Source organism: Paenibacillus sp. J22FR21 (assembly GCF_056269135.1).
This window is the reverse complement of the sequence record NZ_JBWDNJ010000012.1, coordinates 18,934-39,822: the sequence shown is the minus strand read 5'-3', so window position 1 is coordinate 39,822 and position 20,889 is coordinate 18,934. Positions and strand designations below refer to the sequence as shown.

21 protein-coding genes are annotated in these 20,889 nt (G+C 53.2%); 20 read left to right on the top strand and 1 reads right to left on the bottom strand.

The genetic code is table 11. The annotated features are described in order from the left end of the window. Positions 1–112: 112 nt before the first annotated feature. The 18 genes from AC0YNS_RS28900 to AC0YNS_RS28815 all read left to right on the top strand — a co-directional run bounded on the left by AC0YNS_RS28900 (position 113) and on the right by AC0YNS_RS28815 (position 17,902). Positions 113–1,873: a sensor histidine kinase gene (locus tag AC0YNS_RS28900; protein WP_475784380.1), complete on the top strand. Its 1,761-nt coding sequence runs from the start codon at positions 113–115 to the stop codon at positions 1,871–1,873. Then, positions 1,866–3,467 (top strand): response regulator, encoded by a 1,602-nt coding sequence (locus tag AC0YNS_RS28895; protein WP_475784379.1) that lies wholly within the window; start codon positions 1,866–1,868, stop codon positions 3,465–3,467. The genes AC0YNS_RS28900 and AC0YNS_RS28895 overlap by 8 nt, the downstream gene beginning before the upstream one ends. 112 nt (positions 3,468–3,579) lie before the next feature. Beyond that, complete coding sequence (locus AC0YNS_RS28890) at positions 3,580–5,319, top strand: type 2 periplasmic-binding domain-containing protein (RefSeq protein WP_475784378.1); 1,740 nt, start codon at positions 3,580–3,582, stop codon at positions 5,317–5,319. Positions 5,320–5,451: 132 nt separating this feature from the next. Beyond that, positions 5,452–6,351: an ABC transporter permease gene (locus AC0YNS_RS28885; protein WP_475784495.1), complete on the top strand. Its 900-nt coding sequence runs from the start codon at positions 5,452–5,454 to the stop codon at positions 6,349–6,351. Positions 6,352–6,366: 15 nt separating this feature from the next. Next, positions 6,367–7,245: a carbohydrate ABC transporter permease gene (locus tag AC0YNS_RS28880; protein ID WP_475784377.1), complete on the top strand. Its 879-nt coding sequence runs from the start codon at positions 6,367–6,369 to the stop codon at positions 7,243–7,245. Positions 7,246–7,390: 145 nt separating this feature from the next. Further along, complete coding sequence (gene eutL / locus AC0YNS_RS28875) at positions 7,391–8,062, top strand: ethanolamine utilization microcompartment protein EutL (RefSeq protein ID WP_475784376.1); 672 nt, start codon at positions 7,391–7,393, stop codon at positions 8,060–8,062. A gap of 20 nt (positions 8,063–8,082) precedes the next feature. Next, positions 8,083–8,409 carry a BMC domain-containing protein gene (locus tag AC0YNS_RS28870; RefSeq protein WP_475784375.1) on the top strand — a complete coding sequence of 109 codons (327 nt, stop codon included), beginning with the start codon at positions 8,083–8,085 and terminating at the stop codon, positions 8,407–8,409. Then, positions 8,406–9,890, top strand: a complete 1,485-nt coding sequence (locus AC0YNS_RS28865; protein ID WP_475784374.1) for an acetaldehyde dehydrogenase (acetylating) — start codon at positions 8,406–8,408, stop codon at positions 9,888–9,890. The genes AC0YNS_RS28870 and AC0YNS_RS28865 overlap by 4 nt, the downstream gene beginning before the upstream one ends. Before the next feature lie 30 nt (positions 9,891–9,920). Continuing rightward, entirely contained in the window at positions 9,921–10,208 is a 288-nt protein-coding gene (locus tag AC0YNS_RS28860) for a BMC domain-containing protein (RefSeq protein ID WP_090981122.1), read from the top strand. An 11-nt stretch (positions 10,209–10,219) separates the two neighbouring features. Then, positions 10,220–11,017, top strand: a complete 798-nt coding sequence (locus AC0YNS_RS28855) for a phosphate propanoyltransferase (RefSeq protein ID WP_475784373.1) — start codon at positions 10,220–10,222, stop codon at positions 11,015–11,017. Positions 11,018–11,028: 11 nt separating this feature from the next. Further along, positions 11,029–11,886 (top strand): hypothetical protein, encoded by an 858-nt coding sequence (locus AC0YNS_RS28850; protein WP_475784494.1) that lies wholly within the window; start codon positions 11,029–11,031, stop codon positions 11,884–11,886. 7 nt (positions 11,887–11,893) lie between these two features. Next, positions 11,894–12,187, top strand: coding sequence for a EutN/CcmL family microcompartment protein (locus AC0YNS_RS28845; protein WP_475784372.1), 294 nt, complete (start codon positions 11,894–11,896; stop codon positions 12,185–12,187). Beyond that, positions 12,187–12,528 carry a BMC domain-containing protein gene (locus AC0YNS_RS28840; RefSeq protein WP_090981129.1) on the top strand — a complete coding sequence of 114 codons (342 nt, stop codon included), beginning with the start codon at positions 12,187–12,189 and terminating at the stop codon, positions 12,526–12,528. Before AC0YNS_RS28845 ends, AC0YNS_RS28840 begins: the two co-directional genes overlap by 1 nt. Before the next feature lie 23 nt (positions 12,529–12,551). Then, positions 12,552–12,986 carry a EutP/PduV family microcompartment system protein gene (locus AC0YNS_RS28835; protein WP_475784371.1) on the top strand — a complete coding sequence of 145 codons (435 nt, stop codon included), beginning with the start codon at positions 12,552–12,554 and terminating at the stop codon, positions 12,984–12,986. Positions 12,987–12,995: 9 nt separating this feature from the next. Continuing rightward, entirely contained in the window at positions 12,996–14,456 is a 1,461-nt protein-coding gene (locus AC0YNS_RS28830; RefSeq protein ID WP_475784370.1) for a sensor histidine kinase, read from the top strand. Next, positions 14,431–15,006 carry an ANTAR domain-containing response regulator gene (locus tag AC0YNS_RS28825; RefSeq protein ID WP_475784369.1) on the top strand — a complete coding sequence of 192 codons (576 nt, stop codon included), beginning with the start codon at positions 14,431–14,433 and terminating at the stop codon, positions 15,004–15,006. The genes AC0YNS_RS28830 and AC0YNS_RS28825 overlap by 26 nt, the downstream gene beginning before the upstream one ends. Positions 15,007–15,012: 6 nt before the next feature. Further along, entirely contained in the window at positions 15,013–16,533 is a 1,521-nt protein-coding gene (locus AC0YNS_RS28820; RefSeq protein WP_475784368.1) for an ethanolamine ammonia-lyase reactivating factor EutA, read from the top strand. A 4-nt stretch (positions 16,534–16,537) separates the two neighbouring features. Then, on the top strand, positions 16,538–17,902 hold the full coding sequence (locus AC0YNS_RS28815; protein WP_475784367.1) for an ethanolamine ammonia-lyase subunit EutB: 1,365 nt from the start codon (positions 16,538–16,540) through the stop codon (positions 17,900–17,902). A 61-nt stretch (positions 17,903–17,963) separates the two neighbouring features. Here the strand turns inward: AC0YNS_RS28815 and AC0YNS_RS28810 are convergent, their stop codons facing one another. Further along, complete coding sequence (locus AC0YNS_RS28810; RefSeq protein WP_475784502.1) at positions 17,964–18,143, bottom strand: hypothetical protein; 180 nt, start codon at positions 18,141–18,143, stop codon at positions 17,964–17,966. 35 nt (positions 18,144–18,178) lie between these two features. On the opposite strand from AC0YNS_RS28810, the gene eutC reads away from it, so the two are divergent. Further along, on the top strand, positions 18,179–18,964 hold the full coding sequence (gene eutC, locus AC0YNS_RS28805) for an ethanolamine ammonia-lyase subunit EutC (protein ID WP_475784493.1): 786 nt from the start codon (positions 18,179–18,181) through the stop codon (positions 18,962–18,964). A gap of 511 nt (positions 18,965–19,475) precedes the next feature. Continuing rightward, on the top strand, positions 19,476–20,780 hold the full coding sequence (locus AC0YNS_RS28800; RefSeq protein ID WP_475784366.1) for a glycoside hydrolase family 140 protein: 1,305 nt from the start codon (positions 19,476–19,478) through the stop codon (positions 20,778–20,780). The last annotated feature ends 109 nt before the right edge of the window (positions 20,781–20,889 follow it).

Here is a 20,889-nt window from a genome sequence, read left to right as displayed (position 1 = left end):
CTGAAGGGGAATCCTCTTCCCCGTTTATTCGCAAGCTTGGAGACAACCACGCCGCGGCTCCATTATAATGTTGAAGCATGTCATTACACCTAAGGCAAGGATGGGACGCGCGATGCCAAGAATGAATTTATTCAGCAAAATCGTCATCACACTGGCAGTTCTAATCGTGTTGATTGGGGGACTTTATTTCCTCTCCAATCAGACAAGCACGGATGTGCTGCGAAATGAGCTTAATAAGTCGAATACGAGCAAGCTCGACTTCTTCCAATCGCAGGTGGACGCGAATATGGACTCTGTCACGTTATGGCCGAATTTGCTCGTGCGCGATCCTGATATTTCTGAGCTGAGGGACATGGCTCCGATCGGGGAAGGTTCTCTTGACCTCGATATGATTAATTTAGTGAAACGAATTCAACAGAAGATAAGCACGCAGGAGAGCTCTATTAACTGGAAATGCTCGCTTTACATATACTCGCCTCGACTTGGCCGCGTCATCACCGTTAATGATGTTCGCAGCTATGACGATGTGGCACTCAAACAGCGGCTGCGGCAAGGCTGGCATGTGAGGAAGGATTCGCCGGATGCCACGAATAGCTATGAATTCTCGCTGCTAACCGTCACGCCGTATTATGCGATGAATCGAGCTGAGGATGCCGATCTCATTATCGAGGTACGCTTCAACAGCAGCAATATCGTCGGCATGCTGGATGAATTCAACAGCGACGGCAGGCGCAATCCGTTCTTCTACAAGCAGGACGTAGGGACGATTTTTAACAACACGGCTGACCGGAGCGTCGCGCAGGAGCTGGTAGGCAAGCTGGAGCAGCAGCATCTGATGGATATCAGCAATCAGACGATTGAGCTGAAAGGCATCAAGTATTTGGTCAATACGAAGCAGTCGCCGGTGACGCAGTGGTACCTGGTCGACTATATCCCTTATAGCGACGTCATAGGCCCGATTCAGAAGACGAACAATCTGTTCTATGCCACGCTGGTTTCATTGCTCATTATGGGCTGCGTGATGGCTTATCTCTTGTACGCGCAGGTTCAAGTACCGATGAAGCGGCTCATTCAGAGCTTCCAACGGCTCAAGCAAGAGGACTATTCCGTTCGACTCGTGCCCAAAGGAAACGGCGAATTCAGCTACGTGTTCATGCGATTCAATTCCATGGTAGCGCAAATTCAGGAGCTGTTCGGCACCGTTTATTTAGAGAAAATCCATGTGCGGGAAGCGCGGCTCAAGCAGCTGCAATCGCAAATTAATCCCCATTTCTTCTATAACTGCTTCTCGTTTATATCGAGCATGGCTAAGTTAGAGAACTACAAAGCAATCGTGGCCATGTCTCAAAATCTATCTGCCTACTACCGCTATACGACGAGACAGGAGCGAGGTGTGGTGAAGCTGGCGGAGGAGCTGGATTTTGTAACGAGCTATCTGGAAATCCAGCGGCTTCGCATGAACCGGCTGCATTTTGAGGTGGAGCTCCCCTCCTGGCTGCGACATCTGGACATTCCGCCGCTACTCATTCAGCCGCTTGTGGAGAATGCTGTCCTGCACGGCATCGAAGGTCGAGCAGGTGAAGGCATTATCCGGCTCACCGCGAAGGAGGAGGACGGAGAAATCCAAATCCGCGTAGAGGACAACGGCAAAGGGCTTGATGAAGCGGGAATCCGATCGCTCATGAATAAGCTTGCAGAGCCAATGGGAGAAGAGACAGGCTGCGGATTATGGAACGTCAACCAGCGACTGCTGCTGCGGTACGGAGAAGGAGCGGGGATGACCATTGCGGGCGGAGAGCAAGGCGGCCTCATCGTAACGCTGCATTGGCCCAAACAGCACAGTGACGGAAAGGAGATTGGAGAGCATGATTGAAATTTTGCTCGTGGACGATGAGTCCTATGTGACGGAAAGCTTGATGAAGACCATTCCTTGGGAAGCGCTGAACGTCCGTACTGTCTATACGGCTGCTTCTGCCATGGAAGCCATTACGATCATGGAGAGTCAGTCGATCGATATCCTCGTGACGGATATTCGGATGCCGGAGATGGACGGTCTTGCGCTTGTTCGCTTGGTAAGCGAGCGGTGGCCTGATATGAGGAGAATTCTACTCACAGGCTACTCCGATTTTGAATATGCCAAGAAGGCGATTCAGCTGCAGGTGTCCGATTATATTCTGAAGCCTGTCGATGATGATGAGTTTATACGGAGCATACTGGGTGCGATTGAATCCCTCAAGGATGAGTGGGAGGAAGCGGACCGCTACCACCGGCTGCTCTACGATATGAAGTCGGACCATTCCGTGCTCAAAGAAAATCTCATGAATGATCTGCTGCTTGGCAGGCAGTTATCGAGCCAGACCATTGGAGATAAGCTGCGTCAGTATGCACTTCCGATAAGTTTGGATGCTCCTTCTTTCCTGATGCTGATTCAGCTGGGGAGCCATTTTGCCGATTATGACCCGCAGTCGGTGCGGCTCATTGAGTTCGCGGTCGGTAATATCGCCGAAGAAGTGCTGGGCTCATCGTTCAACGTATGGCACAGCAAAGCGCCGCATGATTGTCTCGTTCTCCTGATCTCCGGTGAAATCAGGCCGCTGCGGGCAGAAATGGAGAAGCTCGCAGGTGAAGTCGGCATGCAGGTGCGCACCCATCTCAAAGGCGACATCTCCATTGTCGTCAGCCCGTGGTTCGAATTTCCGAGCAAGCTCTCAGCCGCTTATCGCAGTGCGCTTGGTGCCTTGCTCCAGCATGGAAGAACGAACGAAGCGTCGATTCTGTTTCAGGAGGATTACCCCGAGAATCGGTATTCGGTGAAATCGATCGAGGCACTGTATAAGCCGCCAACGCTCATTCATTTGCTAGAGTCGAAGCAGTGGAAGGCGGCTGAAGAGAAGATTGGCGAAGTGTTCGGCTATTTGGAAGCGGAGAAAACATTCATTACGATGGAGCATCTGTACGAAGTGTATCTATGCATCACGAATGCTTATCTCTACCTCGTTCATAAGCAAGGGCTGTTGAGCCACCAGATTGAAGGCTTGGAGTTCGATCTCATGCTGAACCAGAGCGTGCTGCAGTCACCGGAGCGGTTGCGCAAATGGGCACTGCTCTCGCTGGAGAAGCTGAAGCAAGAGATGTCCGAATCGGATCGCTATACGAAGAGCCATATGATTAAACAGGTACAGGAGCTCGTCACGCAGGACATTGGACTTGATATTTCGGTCAAAACAATTGCCGATAAAGTGTATCTGCATCCGGTCTATCTCTCGAAGATTTACAAGAGCGAGACAGGAGAGAGTCTTGGCGATTTCATCATTCGTATCCGGATGGAGAAGGCACTCTACCTGCTTAAGCATTCCAATAAGAAAATCTACGAGATTACCTCGGAGCTGGGCTACCAGAATCCGCAATATTTTAGCAAAATGTTCAAGAAGCATTATGGCATGACACCGAATGAGTACCGGGACTAAGCGTGCAGAAAGGTTGGCAAAGGTGCAGAAATCTTCGCTAAGTATCATAGGTTCAGCACCTATACTTCCCTATAATTAATCTTGTAAGACATAAACGCGTAGGGGGAAGAACATGACAACCACATGGAAAAAGGGGATTTTCGCAGCATCCGCGCTTATGCTGATTGCTTCCGGTCTGGCAGCATGCTCCGGCAATAACGAGAATGGCGGCAGCGCTAACGAGAACAAGAACGCGGCTTCCACGGAGCAGAGCAATGCGAAGAACAACACAGCAGCGAACACGACGGAAGAAGCGAAACCGGAGAGCGCTTATAAAGACAAATACGACCCGGCCGTTACCATCTCTACCGTATGGGGCGTTGACCCTGCACTGAAATTCAAGAACGGTGAATCCATCGAGAATAACGTTTCTACCAAATGGGCGCTAGATACGCTAGGCATCAAAATCGATTCGCTCTGGTCCGTAACCGATACGAATAATGCTTTTGCAACGAAGCTTAGGCTTTCGATGTCTTCCGGTCAGGATCTGCCGGATGTGGTGACGGTCGGCGACTCTCAGCTGGCGCAAGATCTGATCGAAACCGGCGCGTTCCGCGATGTGGGCGAGCTGTTCGACCAGTATGCGAATGAGAAGTGGAAAACCGCGATGAGCCTCGACTCAAACGTCTGGAATCCTTATATCCGCGATGGCAAGAAGATGGGTATTCCGGTTCTTGATTACGCATACAACCACGATTACCTGCTGTGGATCCGCCAAGACTGGCTGGATAAGCTGAATTTGCAAGCACCGAAGACGCTCGATGATTTGGAGAAAATCATGGATGCGTTCAAGAATCAGAATCCGGACGGTCTGAAGCCGGATAAAGTGGTACCTTTGTCCATCGGCTTCAAGTCGACCATGAACACGTGGATGGGGGATCCATCTTGGATCTTCGGCGCTTACGGCACGATCCCGGCACAATGGAATCAAGCGGCTGACGGCAGTCTGGAGTGGGGTTCTGTTAATCCGGCTTCCAAGCAAGCGCTGGAGAAGCTGAAGCAATGGCGCGATAAAGGCTATATTCCTAGTGAGGCAGCAATCTGGGATGAGAATAAGACCGCGGAGCCTGCGGTTGCAGGAACAGCGGGCATCATTCCGGGACCTTACTGGATGAGCGGCTGGCCGCTGCTGGATACAGCGAAGAACGTACCTTCCGCAGTTTGGAAACCGTATGCACTTCCTACAGGACCTGACGGCAAAGCTGGGCGTCATGGCACTAACTTTACGAGCGGCGTAACGCTGATCAATAAGGACATGGAGCATCCGGAAGCGATTTTCACGTATCAGAATTACCTGTTCGATCACCTGGCCGATCCGCAAACGGGCAGCGATTGGGATCTTGGCGTATTCAAGGGTTATGACTACGATCTAGACGCTAACAACAACCCGCTCTACCTGGACAAAATCCCCGGCGGCGAAGTAAACATCAACCGCTACTGGCTCGTGAAGGACGGCGCACGTATTCCGGATGCTCAGATGAAAGCACTCTTGAAGCTGGCTGACGGAAGCGAAGCATCGACGAAGCTGGAGAAAGAAGTGAAGAACAACTACGGGCCGGAAACGCCTGCTGCAGCGAAAGTGCTGTTGTCGCAGCCTGATATCTCGTTCAAAGACTTGTTCACAGGACCAGCAACGCAAACGATGCAATCCAAGCTGGACTACTTGAAGAAAATCGAGCTGCAAACGTTCAACGAAATCATCTATGGCAAGAAGGGCTTGGACAGCTTCGACCAATTCGTCGCAGACTGGAAATCCTCTGGCGGCGACAAAATGACGCAAGAAGTCAATGACTGGTACAAGAGCACCAAATAACCCGACACCGGGGCAGCTGGGCAACCGGCTGCTCTTTTTTTAAAAGTTGTTGGTGAATGCCGCCGAAATTCACAGCTCGCAGTGGCTTGGTTGCAGTCCGAATAACTTAACAAACGCATTAGGAGGTACATGATGACTAGTTATCTCAAGAGAACATGGTACTTTCATGTGATGCTTCTGCCGGCCCTTGTGTTTCTCCTTGTGTTCAACTACTTGCCGATGGGCGGCATTGTGATGGCATTCCAGGATTACAAGCCATGGCTGCACATCAGCGGATCCGATTGGATCGGGCTTGATAATTTCCGATCGCTGTTTGAGCGCGAGGATAGCTTGCAGGTCATCTGGAATACCTTTTTTATCGCCTTGCTCAAAATCATTTTCAACTTGATCACGCCGTTTACGTTCGCGATTCTGCTCAACGAAATCCGCCAGCGGCACTTGAACCGCTCGGTGCAAACGTTGGTCTATTTGCCGCATTTCCTCTCATGGGTTATTCTCGGGGGCATCCTCGTGGAATTCCTCTCCTCCGACGGAGGGTTCGTCAATCGCGTGTTGGGACAGCTGTTCGGGATCAAGCCGATCTTCTTCCTCGGGGATGGCAATTGGTTCCGTTTCACCGTCATCGTATCCGAGGTGTGGAAAGAATTCGGCTATGGCACGATTGTGTTCCTAGCCGCACTTGCCGGCATTAATCCGTCGCTCTATGAAGCTGCCGAGATGGACGGTGCGAGCCGTTGGAAGCAGACGCTGCATATTACGATTCCATCGCTGATTCCAATTGCGATTGTGGTGGGCACGTTGTCGCTCGGCAATATACTCAATGCGGGCTTCGATCAGATTTTCAACCTCTACAATCCGCTGGTGCTGGATAAAGGCGATATTATCGATACCTTCGTTTTCCGTACCGCGATTCTCGATGGACAGTTCGGTTTTGCAACGGCAGTGGGGCTGTTCAAATCCGTCATCAGTATGATCCTGATTATTATTTCGTACCGGTTAGCCTTCAAATGGGCCAATTACCGGGTGTTCTAGGGAGGGGGCAGAGAGATGTATCACAAAACGGTGCCTTATCGCGTATTCAACATCATCAATACCTGTCTCCTGGTTCTATTGTCGCTCGCCTGCATTATCCCGCTCATTCATGTGTTCGCGATTTCGTTCAGCGCGAAGTCGGCGGCTGACGGCAACTTGGTCGGCTTATGGCCGGTCGACTTCTCGACGGTCGCGTATACCAAAACCATCGATAACCCGGTATTCCTTCACTCGCTGTGGGTCTCGATTAAGCGTACCGTCATCGGCACGATCGGCATTCTCGCTGTCGCTTGTCTGGCGGCATACCCGCTATCGAAGGAAACCTTGCAGTTTAAAGGACGCTCGGTTTATGCATGGCTGTTCGTGTTCACGATGATTTTCAACGGTGGGCTTGTGCCCTTTTACATCGTTATTCAGAAGCTTCACCTCATGGACAATTTCTGGGTGCTCGTGCTGCCGGGAATCGTCAACGTGTGGCTTATTATCTTGCTGATGAACTTCTTCCGCGGTGTGCCGAAGGAGCTGGAGGAAGCGGCGCTGATCGATGGTTCGGGGCATTTTGGCATCCTGTTTCGCATCTATCTGCCTGTCTCGCTGCCGGCCTTGGCGACGCTCGGACTGTTTGCTATGGTGTGGCATTGGAATTCTTGGTTTGACGGCATTCTGTATATTAGCGACAAAGGGGAATATCCTCTTGCTTCTTACCTGCAGACAGTTATCGTGTCACGGGACATGAGCTCCATGAATTTCTCCAAGCAGGAGATGGACTTGTTGTCTCAGAAGACGATTAATGCGGCACAGATCTTCATCGGTGCCCTGCCGATTCTCATTGTATATCCGTTCTTGCAACGATTCTTCGTAAAAGGACTGGTCATGGGCTCGGTTAAGGAATAGCGCTGCAGCCAGAGGCATATCTTGATAACAAAAGCATAGTCAGTTAGGCAATGGAGCCTAGGCAGGAAGCGTGCGCGGAGCACACTTTCATCCTAGGCTCTTTCTGTCTGCCGGCGACTTCTCGGCAAGCAAGGAGGTGAATGAGGTGATCCGACAATCGCAATTGCCACCGCAACCGATCCGTGCCATTCCGCTGTCTGTCAGGGTCATTCCGAATGTGGATGCCGGACTGGCTGTTCAACTCGGCCTCAGACCCGGCATACGGAGCATCGGGCTCCTTACATCGACCATCGATGATGTGGGTTATACCGCGATGGACGAAGCAACGAAGAAAGCGGCAGTTGAAGTGGTGTATGCCAAGTCCTTCTATGCCGGTTCCTCACACGCCTCAGGCCCATTGTCGGGGGAATTTATCGGCATGATTGGCGGCGCCTCGCCTGCCGAAGTGACGAGCGGATTGGAAGCAGCCGTAGAGCTGATGCGAAGCGGAGCTTGCTTCTATGCCTTGAATGAGGAAGGAACGCATGCTTATTATGCGCATGTGATCTCGCGAACAGGTTCTTATCTATCCGGCCTAGCCCATATAGCGGAAGGCGAGCCGTTAGCTTACTTAATTGCACCGCCGCTTGAAGCGGTCGTCGGCTTGGATGCCGCATTGAAGGCTGCGGAAGTGAGGCTGTGCACCTTTTATGGACCCCCTACAGAAACAAACTTCGCCGGTGGTTTATTGACAGGCAGTCAATCCGCCTGTATGGCTGCAGCCGAAGCTTTCGCCGAGGTGGTAACGGGGATTGCCGGGAAACCGATTAAGCTGTGAGAAAGCGTGGGTGAGCCAACATGGACAAGAAGCAGTCATTGCAATCGCTGGGGATGATTGAGACGTATGGGCTGCCCGCACTTATTGCAGCAGCGGATGCAGCGGCTAAGACGGCAGATGTGCGGGTTACGGCGTACGAGAAAATCGATGCCGGCATCGTGACGCTCTACATTCTCGGCGATGTCGCGGCGGTGAAAGCAGCTGTGGATGCAGGCGGACAGGCAGCGCGGGCAGTGGGCAAGCTGCTTGGCGTTCATGTAATCGCGAGGCCGGATGCTGCGATCGCCCATTTTATAGAATCGCTAATGCCACCGGATATGGCGGGAGGAGGTGACCCTACGGCATGAAGCTGGACGTGGATTTGCAAGCGGTCCAGGAGGTTCGCGATTGTCTGCATGAAGCGAAGGCTGCGCAGAAACAGTACGAGTCTATGACGCAGCTTCAAGTAGATCGTATCGTGCAGGCGATGGCCGCCGCAGCCGAGGAGCATGCGGAGCACCTTGGCAGGCTGGCCGTAGAGGAAACCGGCTTCGGGAATGTCACCGATAAGAAGGCGAAGAACCTGTTTGTGGCGCGCAATGTTTACGAGGCCATCCGAGATATGAAGACAGTCGGCATCATCCGCAAGGATGAGGAGCGCAAAGTATGGGAAGTGGCGCAGCCTGTCGGCGTCGTCGCTGCCATCGTCCCCTCGACCAACCCGACTTCAACGGTCATTTTCAAAAGCATCATCGCACTCAAAGCAAGGAATGCCGTCGTCATTTCCCCACACCCAGCTGCGCTTGAATGCTCGCAAGAGACCTCGAAGCTCATACGGCAAGCGGCGGAGCAGGCAGGCGCTCCACCCGGATTGATTCATTGCTTATCGTACCCGTCGGTCGAAGCGAGCATGGAGCTGATGAGGCATAAGCTGACGGACCTTATTCTCGCAACAGGCGGATCGGCGATGGTGAAAGCTGCTTATAGTTCAGGCAAGCCTGCGTATGGTGTTGGTCCGGGCAATGTTCCTGTCTATGTACACCACAGCGCGAACATCGAACGTGCAGCCAGTCAGATTGTGCAAAGCAAGACGTTCGATTACGGCACCATCTGCGCCTCCGAGCAAGCGATTGTGGTCGAGCGGCAGGTGAAGTCTCAGCTAGCCGATGAGCTGAAACGACAAGGTGCGTTCATGCTAAGCGAGCAAGAGAAGCAGAAAGTAGCAAGTATCATAATGACAACTAACGGCGGTAAAAGCTTGAATCCGAAGATCGTCGGCAAATCGCCGCAAGTACTGGCAGAGCTGGCCGGTATTTCAGTTCCGCAGCAATCAACCTTGCTGATTGCGGAAGAATCCAACGTCGGTCTGCAGTACCCGTTATCCGTGGAGAAGCTGACGCCGATCCTGGCGCTGTACACCGTTGACGATTGGCAGGAAGGCAGCCGCCGATGCTCGCAGCTTCTTGAGCTGGGAGGACTCGGACATACGCTGGGCATCCACTGCGAGGATGAGCGCATTATTGAAGCCTTCGGACTTGAACTTCCCGCCTCGCGTATCATCGTAAACGCGGGGACGACCTTCGGCGGCATTGGTGCGACGACAGGCATTCAGCCATCGATGACGCTGGGCTGTGGATCGCTCGGGCATAACATAACCTCGGATAATATCGGTCCGCAGCATTTGATGAATGTGAAACGGGTCGCCTTCGGCATTCGCGAGATGCCATCCTCTGAACCGACTGATCGATCACAGCTCGCCGAACAGGTTGCGGGCAGCCTACCCGTCGGGATTTCCAGAGAGGAAGTATTAGCGATCGTGAAGAGCGTGCTTTCCGAGCTAAAGCTCTAATGAAGTTCAATTAATAAGGAGGAATAAACAATGGCAGGAGAACTCACGGCACTGGGTATGATCGAGACGAAAGGACTGATTGGCTCCATAGAAGCAGCAGATGCGATGGTGAAGGCGGCAAACGTGAGACTTGTGGGGAAAGTCCATGTCGGAGGCGGACTGGTTACGGTTCTGGTCAGAGGCGATGTCGGTGCTGTAAAAGCGGCAACGGACGCAGGTGCAGCCGCCGCCGAGAAAGTCGGAGAGCTCGTATCGGTTCACGTTATTCCGCGCCCGCATTCCGACATCGAGTTTATTCTGCCGAAGCTTGAAGGCTGACCTCGCCTTCTATGAGACTCATTACCGAAGCATCGCTGCGCGCGGCACTGGCTAGGGGACTCCCGAACCCCTATCCGGTTGAACCGGGAGACAAAGTGACGCCGGCCGCTGCTGATTTCTTGAAAGCACGGGGAATTCCGCTGCTTAAATTGTCGGACGCCGTGAAAGCGGCAGCTAATTTGCCCGAAGGGACAACGGCAGATCGAGTGATCCCTGTTGGTGTATCTGGCCGCCATTTGCACCTCTCCCAGCAGCATCTCGAAGCCCTCTTTGGCACGGGATATATGCTGCAAGTGCTCAGAGAGCTGTCCCAGCCCAAGCAGTTCGCAGCCAAGGAAACAGTCACTATCGCCGGTCCTAAAGGTGCCATCACGAATGTTCGTATACTAGGTCCGCTTCGCGCTGCTACGCAGGTGGAGATTTCCCGAACGGATGGCCACCAGCTTGGACTTCAGCCCGCAGTCCGACTGTCCGGGGACATCGCCGGCACATCCGGTGTAACGATTATCGGGCCATCCGGTGTAGTCGTCCTTCAGGAAGGCCTAATCATAGCGAAGGGGCATGTGCATATGTCAAAAGCGGAAGCGGCGGATTATCAGGTTGTCCAAGGAGATCAGTTAATGCTGCAGACGGACTCGGAACGACCGGTTATTTTTCCGGATGTCGTGGTGCGAGTGGATGAACGATTCGCGCTTGAGCTGCACATCGACCGGGATGAAGCGAATGCTGCCGGGTTGGAAACGGGAGATCGGGTAAGAGTTATCGGGAAGAACGGCATCTTAAACGCAGGCTTCGGTACGAGGAGGTGAGTCAGGTGGAGATGAAACAGCTGGTGGAATCGATCATCCGTGAGCTTGTCGGCACGATGCAGGCGCAAGCAGCCGAGCCGCCTCCTAAGGTGTTGTACATATTCTGCGATAGTATGGCTCACGAAGCGTATCGGGATCATTTTATCCTGCTGCAGAAGAACGGGATTCAATATGATCGGCTGTTTCTCGATGGCGTAACATCGGGATGGCTTGGCATGCATAAAGTAGAGTCAAGCGGGCTTGGCAGTACGATCGCTATAGACGAATCCGCGCCGGCTCCGATTGAAATTCCGATGGGCTATGATGGCATCGTCATTCCGGAGATTGACGTAGGGGATGCCGGACGAGTTGCGCTTGGCATGAAGGGGACGGTGAGGTCGGAAATTATTTTCGCGGCGCTCGTCATGGGGAAGTTTGTGGTCGTGGGTGACGACGGTTCCGGACTTTCGCGCTCCGATCGGCGCACGCTCAAGGAGCTGGCATTGCCCATGCCGTATCAGAAGCTGTTCAGCTACTACAAGAGCGAAATGCACATGTACGGCGTAGACTTTGCTCCGGCACAAGAATTGGCGGAATGGGTTGTAAAGCGGGTAGGTGGAGCTGCTGCCGAGAAGGTTGGGAACGACGAAAATCCTACTGCTGATGAAGTTGTTAATGAGAGGCATGAGCACGTCGAGTCCACCGCTGATTCATCGGAGCATCAAGCGCGTTTCGACGGGAAATTCCTTTCCGCTGACTGGGTGAATCGGATGGCCGGCAACAAGCGCACCACGGTCATTCTCGTGAAGAGAGGGACAATTCTATCGCCGCTTGCAAGAGATGTGCTCAGAGAGAAAGGCATCGCTGTCCAAATCCGGGATGAAGGGTGAGCAGCCAATGTTCTACGGGAAGGTGATCGGAAGCGTCTGGGCGACCCAGAAGGAGGAAGGGATGGACAATCTGAAGCTGCTGGTTGTTCAGCCCGTAGATTTTGCCGGCAAGTCGCAAGGAATGGCGGTTATCGCCGTTGATCGTATTGGGGCAGGCGTAGGCGAGCATGTGATTATTTCTCGCGGGAGCCCGGCAAGAGCGCTGTTCGGCGGCAGGAACGTTCCGATTGACGCTATGGTTGTCGGCATTGTCGACAGCTTCGACGTAGTGGCGCCGGAAGATGGAGCGGAGGATGAATGATGGAGCCACAGAAGCAGCGCGTCATCCAAGAATATGTGCCGGGCAAGCAGTTGACGCTCGCGCATGTCATTGCCAATCCCGATCCGATGCTGTACACGAAGCTTGGCATTGAAGAAGCGAGCGCCATCGGCATCCTGACGCTGACGCCAACGGAAACAGCCATCATCGCCGCAGATATCGCAACGAAGGCAGCCCATGTAAGCATCGGCTACTTGGACCGATTTACCGGTTCGCTAGTAATCGTTGGCGAAGTATCGGCTGTCAGTATGGCGATCGAAGCGGTGAACATTTTTCTGGCTGAGAAGCTTCAATTTACCATTGCGCCTTTGACGCGATCATGATGCTGGCAGCCGCGAGGAAGATTATGATGATCGGCGCGATCGGCTCGGGCAAATCCACGTTGATTAAAAGGCTGTTCGGCGAGCAGGAACCCGCACTGAAGACGCAGTCACTCGTCTATCGAGATTGGCTGATCGATACGCCCGGCGAGTACAGCGAGAACCCGCTCTACTATCGCGCTTTAATGGCTACATCATTTGAGGCGTGCGCGCTCGTGCTGGTTCAAGATGCGACGCGGGTGAGGAACTATTTTCCTCCCGGATTCTCAAGCGGATTCCCTATACCGGCTATCGGCGTCATCACGAAGATGGACGCTGAAGGTGCGGATGGCGACAGGGCGGCCAAGCTGCTGCGGCAATCTCTCTCGCTAGGAAGTGAAATCTTCTTCACTTCATCGCTGCAGCTTCAAGGAATCGAGGAGCTTCGCGTAAAGCTTCGTTCAATCGCGTGTAAGGAGTGACGAGCGGTGATGGGTATGGTTAGAGAATTGTGCGGCAGCCATACAACGATGCCAATTGCTGACATGGAAACGATTGAGGATTTGGCGCGCCATCTGCAGTGGATTGCCGATGCGTCCCAATCCGATGCTTTTATAGATTGCCCGCTCACCGATGAACGCACGGCGCTCGTTGTTGCGCAGGCGCATCCGACGACTGCGGCTTCGCTGTACAAGACTTCCGTTGTCGGCCAATTTGCCCATTTTCATAATGAGCCTGCCGTGATGTTCTGTCTCTTGTCAGGCAAACCGATGTTAGGCTCGCGCGGCACCTCGCAGGAAGGAATCGCCATGCAGCAGAACGTGGTGCCGATCCGCTCCAAACAAGGCAAAGTTATTGGCGCGCTCATTCTGGAATCGGATATATCCAAGCATGTCGAGCAGGAGCGGAATGTCGAGCGATTGCTGGAAACGAATGAGCAGCTGGGCGAAACCCTGCTCTCGCTTGCGATGTCCGAAGGCGGGATGCAGTCCTTGATGCAAGAGGGCATCGTGCTGTTCGATGATAGGCACAAGGTGACTTATACGAACGCACAGGCTGCCAAGCTGTTCAAGGACATCGGCTATACCGGCGTAATTGAGGGGATTTCGATTGGCGATTTGTTCGGCGGTCAACTGAGCAGCGTCGTGAAGCAAGAGCATACCGGCGTCTATCGCAGTGAATTTCAGCAGAAGCATGTGGCGCTGGAGCTGAAAGCCTTATCGCTGCAGCGGAATCATCGCATCGTAGGCGGTTTTATTCTGATTCGGGATTTGACGGAGCTGAAGGCGAAGGAGAAGCAGCTTCTCGTCAAGTCGGCCGTCATCAAGGAGATTCATCACCGGGTCAAAAATAATCTGCAAACGGTAGCGGGACTTCTGCGGCTGCAAATGCGAAGAACGAAACACGAGGAAGTCCGGAATGTCTATCTGGATAGCATCAATCGGATTAACAGTATTGCTGTAATCCACGAGACGCTGGCTTTCGATGGGATGGAGACGATCCCATTCCATGATGTTGCGGCCCGAATCGTGAAAACCATCATCTCCTCTTCCGTCAAACCGGATCAGCGGATAACAACGAATATAGGCGGAGATGAGCTTATTTTATCGGCAGAGCAGGCCATGACACTGGGACTTGTACTAAACGAGCTCGTGCAAAATTGCGTCAATCATGCGTTCGCGGAGCGAAGCACAGGAGAAATCGAAGTTTCGCTGGCGCTCCTTGGTGAGTCTGGACGAGTTCGGGTTTCGGATACAGGGGTAGGCATGCGATGCGGCGGAGCTGACTTTGGTGAGAGGAAGGGCCATATCGGTCTCCAAATCTCCGAAACGCTGGTGATCGAAAATCTTAGCGGCACGCTCGAGCTGTCTTCCAGTTCGCTTGGCACACAGGTTGACATCACATTCCCGCTTAGGAGGATGAACGGTGAGCAGAACGATTGTCATTATTGACGATGATCCGATTATTCGGTTGGATATTCGCGAAATGCTGGAGGAAGAGCACTACTCCGTTGTAGGCGAAGGGAAGAACGGTCAAGAAGCGATTGAGCTTGCCGCGACGTTAAAGCCTGATCTCGTAATCATGGATGTGAAGATGCCCGTCATGAACGGGATCAAAGCAGCGATGATCATTCGCGGCATGCAGTATTCTTCTGTGCTGCTGCTTACGGCGTACAGCCAGAAGGAGCTTGTGCAGCAGGCACGCGACGCAGGCGTGGTCGCTTATCTGGTCAAGCCGGTATCGGAGGCGGATCTAATCCCGGCCGTGGAAATCGCGCTAGGTCAGAAGGCAGCGTTAGATGGATTAAAGCAAGATATAAGGCAGCTTCAACAAACGCTGGAGGAACGAAAGCTCATTGAGAAAGCCAAAGGAATTGTAATGAAGCGGCATGGCTTGGATGAACCTGCCGCCTACCAGCGCATCCTAGCCCACAGCATGACCGAGCGAGTTCCGCTGTCTGAGCTGGCTGTACGTATCATTGAACGCGACGGATATGCGTGAGCCGCTATGGAGGAGCAGTGGATTACGAGTGTCGGGATCGATATCGGAACGAGCACGACCAAGATGATCGTAAGTAGGCTGCGACTGAAGCGAACCTCTAGTGCGGTTTCGATCCCCCGCTATGAAATTGTGGAGCGGCAGTTGGTGTATGCAAGTCCGATGTATAGCACGCCGCTCTCAGGCAGGGATGAGCTGGATGCGGACGGCGTCTGGGCCATAATTATGGCGGAGTATCATCATGCAGGAATACGTCCTGCCGAGCTGAAGACAGGCGCTGTCATTATTACAGGCGAGACTGCGAATAAGCGGAATGCTCGCGAAATCGTACAGCGGCTTGCTGAGCGTTCAGGCGATTTCGTTGTAGCTGCGGCCGGAGCGGATCTGGAAGGGCTGCTTGCGGGACGGGGAGCGGGAGCGGATCTGCGATCCATGCAAACCAAAGGAGCGGTGGCCAACCTGGATATTGGCGGAGGCACTGCGAATGTTGCGATATTTCGGCGGGGACGGACCATTAAGACGGTAACGTTTCATGTCGGTGGCAGATTGATAGAGTTAGATACGATGGGGAGGGTTACGGCGGTATCTCCATCAATCCGGCCGTGGCTCACATCGAGAGGGTATGGGATCGAACAGGGACAATCCATTAGCTTCGAAGCCTTGGCGGGGATTTGCCAAGACATGAGCTGCTGCATGCTGGACTATGTGGCAGGTGGTGGCTTGCCGCGCGAAGAATATGATCCGGCATTGCGGGAGCTCCTTGTCGGCGGCGGTGATAAGCAGGTGGAGGGAGCAGACTTGCCGGTAATCGAGGAATGGATGGTTTCGGGCGGCATTGGACTATTGATGGAGCTTCCGAAACCGACGACGATGGCAGAGGTTGCCGCGTTTGGCGATATCGGACCTCTGCTCGCACATGAGATTAAGGACGCAATGGCTCATCATTACCATACTGCAATGGGGAAGCCGAATCAGACCGTACGAGCTACCGTTATCGGTGCAGGGATGCAAAGCACAGAGATTAGCGGAGCGACCATCTATCTCGACGCTTCGCATTCGCTTCCGATTCGGAACTTGCCGGTATATCGGCTTGATGAGTTGACGGATGTTATCCTCGCGAATCAGGACGTGCTTGCGGGTAGGGTAACGGATGCAATGCGAGTATGTGCAGGCCTCTATGACAAGGAGGCTTCGATTCCTTTTGCGCTTGCTGTGCGAGGGATGAAAGAAATCTCCTATGCTTCGGTACAGAGATTGGCTGCGGCGATTTGCCAGGGGTATTTGGAATATTTTGCTTCAGCAGAGGTACTGGTCGTTGTATGTGAGCATGATATGGCGCAGGCGCTTGGACAATCGCTCCGAAAGCTGCTGGAGAAGCGGCTATCTATTATTAGCATCGATCAAATTACGGTGATGCATGGCGATTATATCGATTTGGGGGAACCGTTGCCTGGTAGGATGCTCCCTGTAATGATCAAGACACTTGTTTTCCAGCCTGCGTCAGAGCTTGGCGGGTCCGAGGGGGGATAGAAGGATGAGGCTGAAGACGAACCTGTTCGGGAGGGCGTTCCGCTTCCATGATTTGAAGTCCGTTATGGCGAAGGCGAATGAGGAGAAGTCAGGGGATCAGCTGGCGGGGATCGCTGCAGAGGATGCCAAAGAGAGAATGGCCGCGAAGCTGGTGCTCTCCGAGCTGACACTTGGCGATCTTCGCGATCATCCGCTCATTGCACCCGAGGAGGACGAGGTTTCCCGGGTTATAGAAGAGGCGGTTAACGAGCGGATCTTCGCTGAAATCCGCAATTGGAGCATCGGCGAGTTGAGGGAATACGTGCTGCGTCAGGATACCGGACAAGAGCAGCTGCGCCGACTGAGCCGCGGCTTAACAAGCGAGATGATCGCAGCCGTTACGAAGGTGATGAGCAATCTGGATCTGATTCAAGCGGCATCGAAGGCGGAGATCATCACGAGCTGCAACAGTACGATGGGTCAGCGAGGTGTCCTCGCAGGGCGCGCGCAGCCGAATCACCCCTCGGACAGTATTCAAGGGGTTCGAGCTTCCTTGTTCGAAGCGTTAAGCTACGGCATTGGGGATGCGGTCATCGGCGTCAATCCGGTTATCGATACGGCTGACAGTGTGAAGAGCCTGCTCGAAGCGACGAAGGAAGAGATGACCAAGTGGAATATCCCTACGCAGAACTGCGTCTTAGCCCATGTAAAAACGCAAATGCGTGCGATTCGCAGCGGCGCGCCGGCGGATCTGATGTTCCAGAGTCTAGCCGGCACGGAGAAAGGGAACAGTGCGTTCGGCATTAGCGTAGAGCTTCTCGATGAGGCGCATGAGCTGATTCATAAGCAGGGGACGGGAGCGGGGCCGAACCTGTGGTATTTTGAAACCGGGCAAGGGTCGGAGCTTTCCAGTGAAGCTCATCACGGCGTGGATCAGGTGACGCTAGAGGCTAGATGTTACGGACTTGCAAGAAGATATCAGCCTTTCATGATCAATACGGTCGTCGGATTCATCGGCCCGGAATACCTCTACGATAGCAGGCAAGTCATTCGCGCTGGGCTTGAGGATCATTTTATGGGAAAGCTGCATGGACTGCCGATGGGGGTCGATGTGTGTTACACGAACCATATGAAGGCGGATCAGAACGATATGGATAATTTGGCTGTGCTGCTTACGGCAGCCGGCGTGAACTTTATCATCGGTGTCGCGATGGCTGACGATTGCATGCTCAACTATCAATCTACGAGTTACCACGATATCGCTACGCTTCGGGAGACACTTGGGCGAAGGCCGGCACCGGAGTTCGAGAAGTGGCTCGTCCGAATGGGCTTGATGGAGAATGGCAGGCTGACGCCGCTGGCGGGCGATCCGAGCCTCTTCATAATTTGATCGCGCAAAGGAGGTGCGGGCATGCATTCGAAAATATCCGTGGAGCAACTGGTTGACCGCGTTATGGCTGAACTGGAGAAACGCATAGCTTCGTCGTCGCTGCCATCGCGATCTCTGGCACCATCGCAGTCGCAATCGGCGTCGCAAACACAATTACAGCCGCAATCGCAGTCGGCGTCACAGTCACAATCGCAATCACCGTCACAAACTCACTCTCGATCGCAGTCACAGTCACAGTCACAATTACAATCGCAGCCCCCCGAGGACAGAGAATCCATTGGAGGTTCGGTCGAAGGTTATGTAGAAGGTCCAACGGTGGAAGATGCATTCGGTGGCATCCGCACCTCTCGGGTGCCGAGTCCCAAATGGGAGGAAGGCATGACGGAGTTGGTTGCGAGTACGCCTGCGCGTATCGGTGTATGGCGGGCAGGCACTCGGCCGCTTACGAGAGAGTGGCTCCATTTTCGCTGTGACCATGCTGCTGCAGTGGACTCTATCTATGGGAGCGTCAGCCAGACGCTGTTGGATGAATACAAGCTTTTTGCGGTCGAGACCTGCTTCGTAAATACGGAGAATTATTTGAAACGTCCCGATATGGGCCGCGTCATTACGGAAGAGGGAGCTGGGGTCATCTTGGAGAGGTGCAAAAGGCGGCCACAGGTGCAAATCGTCGTCTCTGACGGCCTCAGCGCGAATGCGGTGAATGCTAATTTGGCCGATGTCTATCTTTCCTTACTCGATTCGCTTAGCGAGCTGGGACTTTCCACTGGGACGCCGTTCTTCGTACGCGGGGGACGGGTTGCCGTGATGGATCACATTGGCGACCTGCTGGAACCGGAGGTGCTAGTCCTGCTGATTGGGGAAAGGCCGGGGCTCGTCTCGTCGAAATCGATGAGCGCCTACATGTGCTACCGGCCGCGCGCCGGAACGGTCGAGAGCAGTCGAACCGTACTATCCAACATTCATGCCGGAGGAACGGCGCCGGTTGAAGCAGGAGCTCATATGGGCACAATCGTCCGTGAAATGCTCGAGCAGCGAACAAGCGGCGTGCATCTGGAGTAGCGGTGCAGACGGGAAAAGTAACTCTAGCTCCGAAGCGGTCGTTTTACCTCGCGGCGGGGGCCAAGAGTTTGGAAATCTAACTAAACGTTCAATCTTGCAGTGTGGAGCCGAGAGTCGAAAAAACCAACTCTCAGCACTCGAAAAGCCTGAAATGTTGGTTGAGAGTCGGAAAATCGAACTCTCAGCATCCAAACCGGTCGATCAGACGCCCGATTCCTTTTACGAAAGCGGATATACCGCTTACGATGTGAGTGTGATGAGGGGGAAGTAGTTCGGTGTGCGCGGCAGGTAGAGTGGATGTGGGGCTTCTTTATGTTAAGGGGGAGCAGTGAGCGGATCTCTCTCCGAATCATCCCCGAACCACCTTCCTAACAGCCCTGCGACTTTCCCCCACAAATCTCCCAACTAATATATTGTATACATATTGTGTACATAAATAATATATGATAGGCTGAGGGTACAACGAGAAAATGCCAATCAATAACTTATACCGGGAGCGTGAGTGAAGAGGATGTCGAGCACGTTGCAGCAGTTAAAGGTCAGCGATAACAAGAGGTTTTTGATGCAAGCGGACGGTACGCCGTTTTTTTGGCTTGGGGATACGGCTTGGGAGCTGTTTCATAGATTAAGCCGCGAGGATGCGGATGAATATTTGAGAGCTAGAGCGCAGCAGAAGTTTAACGTTGTGCAAATCGTTGCATTGGCGGAGTTTGAGGGTTTGACCGTCGATAACTTCTACGGACGTCGTCCGCTTAAGCAGAATGCTGACGGTCAGTATGATCCGACTTTGCCTGATCTTGACGGAGATGACAACTACTGGAACCATGTTGATTATGTTGTGGATCGTGCGGCGGAGTACGGCATCTACGTAGCGTTCCTGCCTACATGGGGCGATAAATATAATGTTGCTTGGGGCAAAGGGCCGGCCATCTTCAATGGTGATAATGCAAGAGTCTACGGACAGTGGCTGGGTGAGCGGTACAAGGATCGTTCGAACATCATTTGGGTATTGGGCGGTGACCGTCCACTGCAAACCATCGAGCATTTCGAAGTGAATAACGCGCTGGCAGCTGGCTTGCGTGAAGGGGATGGCGGACGCAATTTGATTACGTATCATCCATGCGGTGATTCGTCTTCTTCGCGCCATATGCATGATGCTTCATGGCTCGACTTTAATATGATTCAATCCGGTCATCATGAAATCATTCGCGTCAATTATAAGCATGTAAGTGCGGATTACAATAAGCTGCCGGTTAAGCCGACCTTCGATGCAGAGCCATGCTATGAGGATCATCCGATCAATTTTAAAGCGGCAAACGGTTACTTTGATCAAGCGGATGTGCGTACTGGTGCGTATTATGCGGTGTTCTCCGGTGGTTTGGGACATACGTACGGGCACCATTCCATCTGGTCGATGACAACGAAGCCGGAACCGTATTTCATTATGAACTGGAGACAAGCAATTCACCGTCCGGGCGCGCAGCAAATGCAGCATGTGCGCGATCTGATTGAATCGGTGTCGTACTTTGACCGGGTACCGGATCAAAGCTTGATTGCCGAGAACTACGAAGGCGCTAACTACATGGTTGCTACTCGCGGCGAAGATTATGGCTTTATCTACAGCCCGAACGGTCTGCCATTCCGTGCGGCGCTCGGTATCTTGGGAGGAAATCGCATTGAAGCTTCGTGGTTCGATCCTCGGACAGGGGAACACGGCGCAATCGGCGAGTACGACAACAGCGGGGAAGCAACGTTCACGCCGCCGATCAGCGGCCGAGGGAATGACTGGGTGCTGGTGCTGAAAACCGTGAAATAAGCATCCGACACTGCTATCCACGCTCCCTTTAATCCTAATTTATGAAGTGCCTGTCATTATGCCTCCTCGGCATAGTGACAGGCATTTTGTCGTTTCTCAGTAAATGGAA

Excerpts from the sequence above, each read along its gene's own strand:
- AC0YNS_RS28900 (WP_475784380.1), top strand. The coding sequence starts at position 113 with ATGCCAAGAATGAATTTATTCAGCAAAATCGTCATCACACTGGCAGTT.
- AC0YNS_RS28895 (WP_475784379.1), top strand. The coding sequence starts at position 1,866 with ATGATTGAAATTTTGCTCGTGGACGATGAGTCCTATGTGACGGAAAGC.
- AC0YNS_RS28890 (WP_475784378.1), top strand. The coding sequence starts at position 3,580 with ATGACAACCACATGGAAAAAGGGGATTTTCGCAGCATCCGCGCTTATG.
- AC0YNS_RS28885 (WP_475784495.1), top strand. The coding sequence starts at position 5,452 with ATGACTAGTTATCTCAAGAGAACATGGTACTTTCATGTGATGCTTCTG.
- AC0YNS_RS28880 (WP_475784377.1), top strand. The coding sequence starts at position 6,367 with ATGTATCACAAAACGGTGCCTTATCGCGTATTCAACATCATCAATACC.
- AC0YNS_RS28870 (WP_475784375.1), top strand. The coding sequence starts at position 8,083 with ATGGACAAGAAGCAGTCATTGCAATCGCTGGGGATGATTGAGACGTAT.
- AC0YNS_RS28865 (WP_475784374.1), top strand. The coding sequence starts at position 8,406 with ATGAAGCTGGACGTGGATTTGCAAGCGGTCCAGGAGGTTCGCGATTGT.
- AC0YNS_RS28860 (WP_090981122.1), top strand. The coding sequence starts at position 9,921 with ATGGCAGGAGAACTCACGGCACTGGGTATGATCGAGACGAAAGGACTG.
- AC0YNS_RS28855 (WP_475784373.1), top strand. The coding sequence starts at position 10,220 with ATGAGACTCATTACCGAAGCATCGCTGCGCGCGGCACTGGCTAGGGGA.
- AC0YNS_RS28850 (WP_475784494.1), top strand. The coding sequence starts at position 11,029 with ATGAAACAGCTGGTGGAATCGATCATCCGTGAGCTTGTCGGCACGATG.
- AC0YNS_RS28845 (WP_475784372.1), top strand. The coding sequence starts at position 11,894 with ATGTTCTACGGGAAGGTGATCGGAAGCGTCTGGGCGACCCAGAAGGAG.
- AC0YNS_RS28840 (WP_090981129.1), top strand. The coding sequence starts at position 12,187 with ATGGAGCCACAGAAGCAGCGCGTCATCCAAGAATATGTGCCGGGCAAG.
- AC0YNS_RS28835 (WP_475784371.1), top strand. The coding sequence starts at position 12,552 with ATGATGATCGGCGCGATCGGCTCGGGCAAATCCACGTTGATTAAAAGG.
- AC0YNS_RS28830 (WP_475784370.1), top strand. The coding sequence starts at position 12,996 with ATGGGTATGGTTAGAGAATTGTGCGGCAGCCATACAACGATGCCAATT.
- AC0YNS_RS28820 (WP_475784368.1), top strand. The coding sequence starts at position 15,013 with ATGGAGGAGCAGTGGATTACGAGTGTCGGGATCGATATCGGAACGAGC.
- AC0YNS_RS28815 (WP_475784367.1), top strand. The coding sequence starts at position 16,538 with ATGAGGCTGAAGACGAACCTGTTCGGGAGGGCGTTCCGCTTCCATGAT.
- AC0YNS_RS28800 (WP_475784366.1), top strand. The coding sequence starts at position 19,476 with ATGTCGAGCACGTTGCAGCAGTTAAAGGTCAGCGATAACAAGAGGTTT.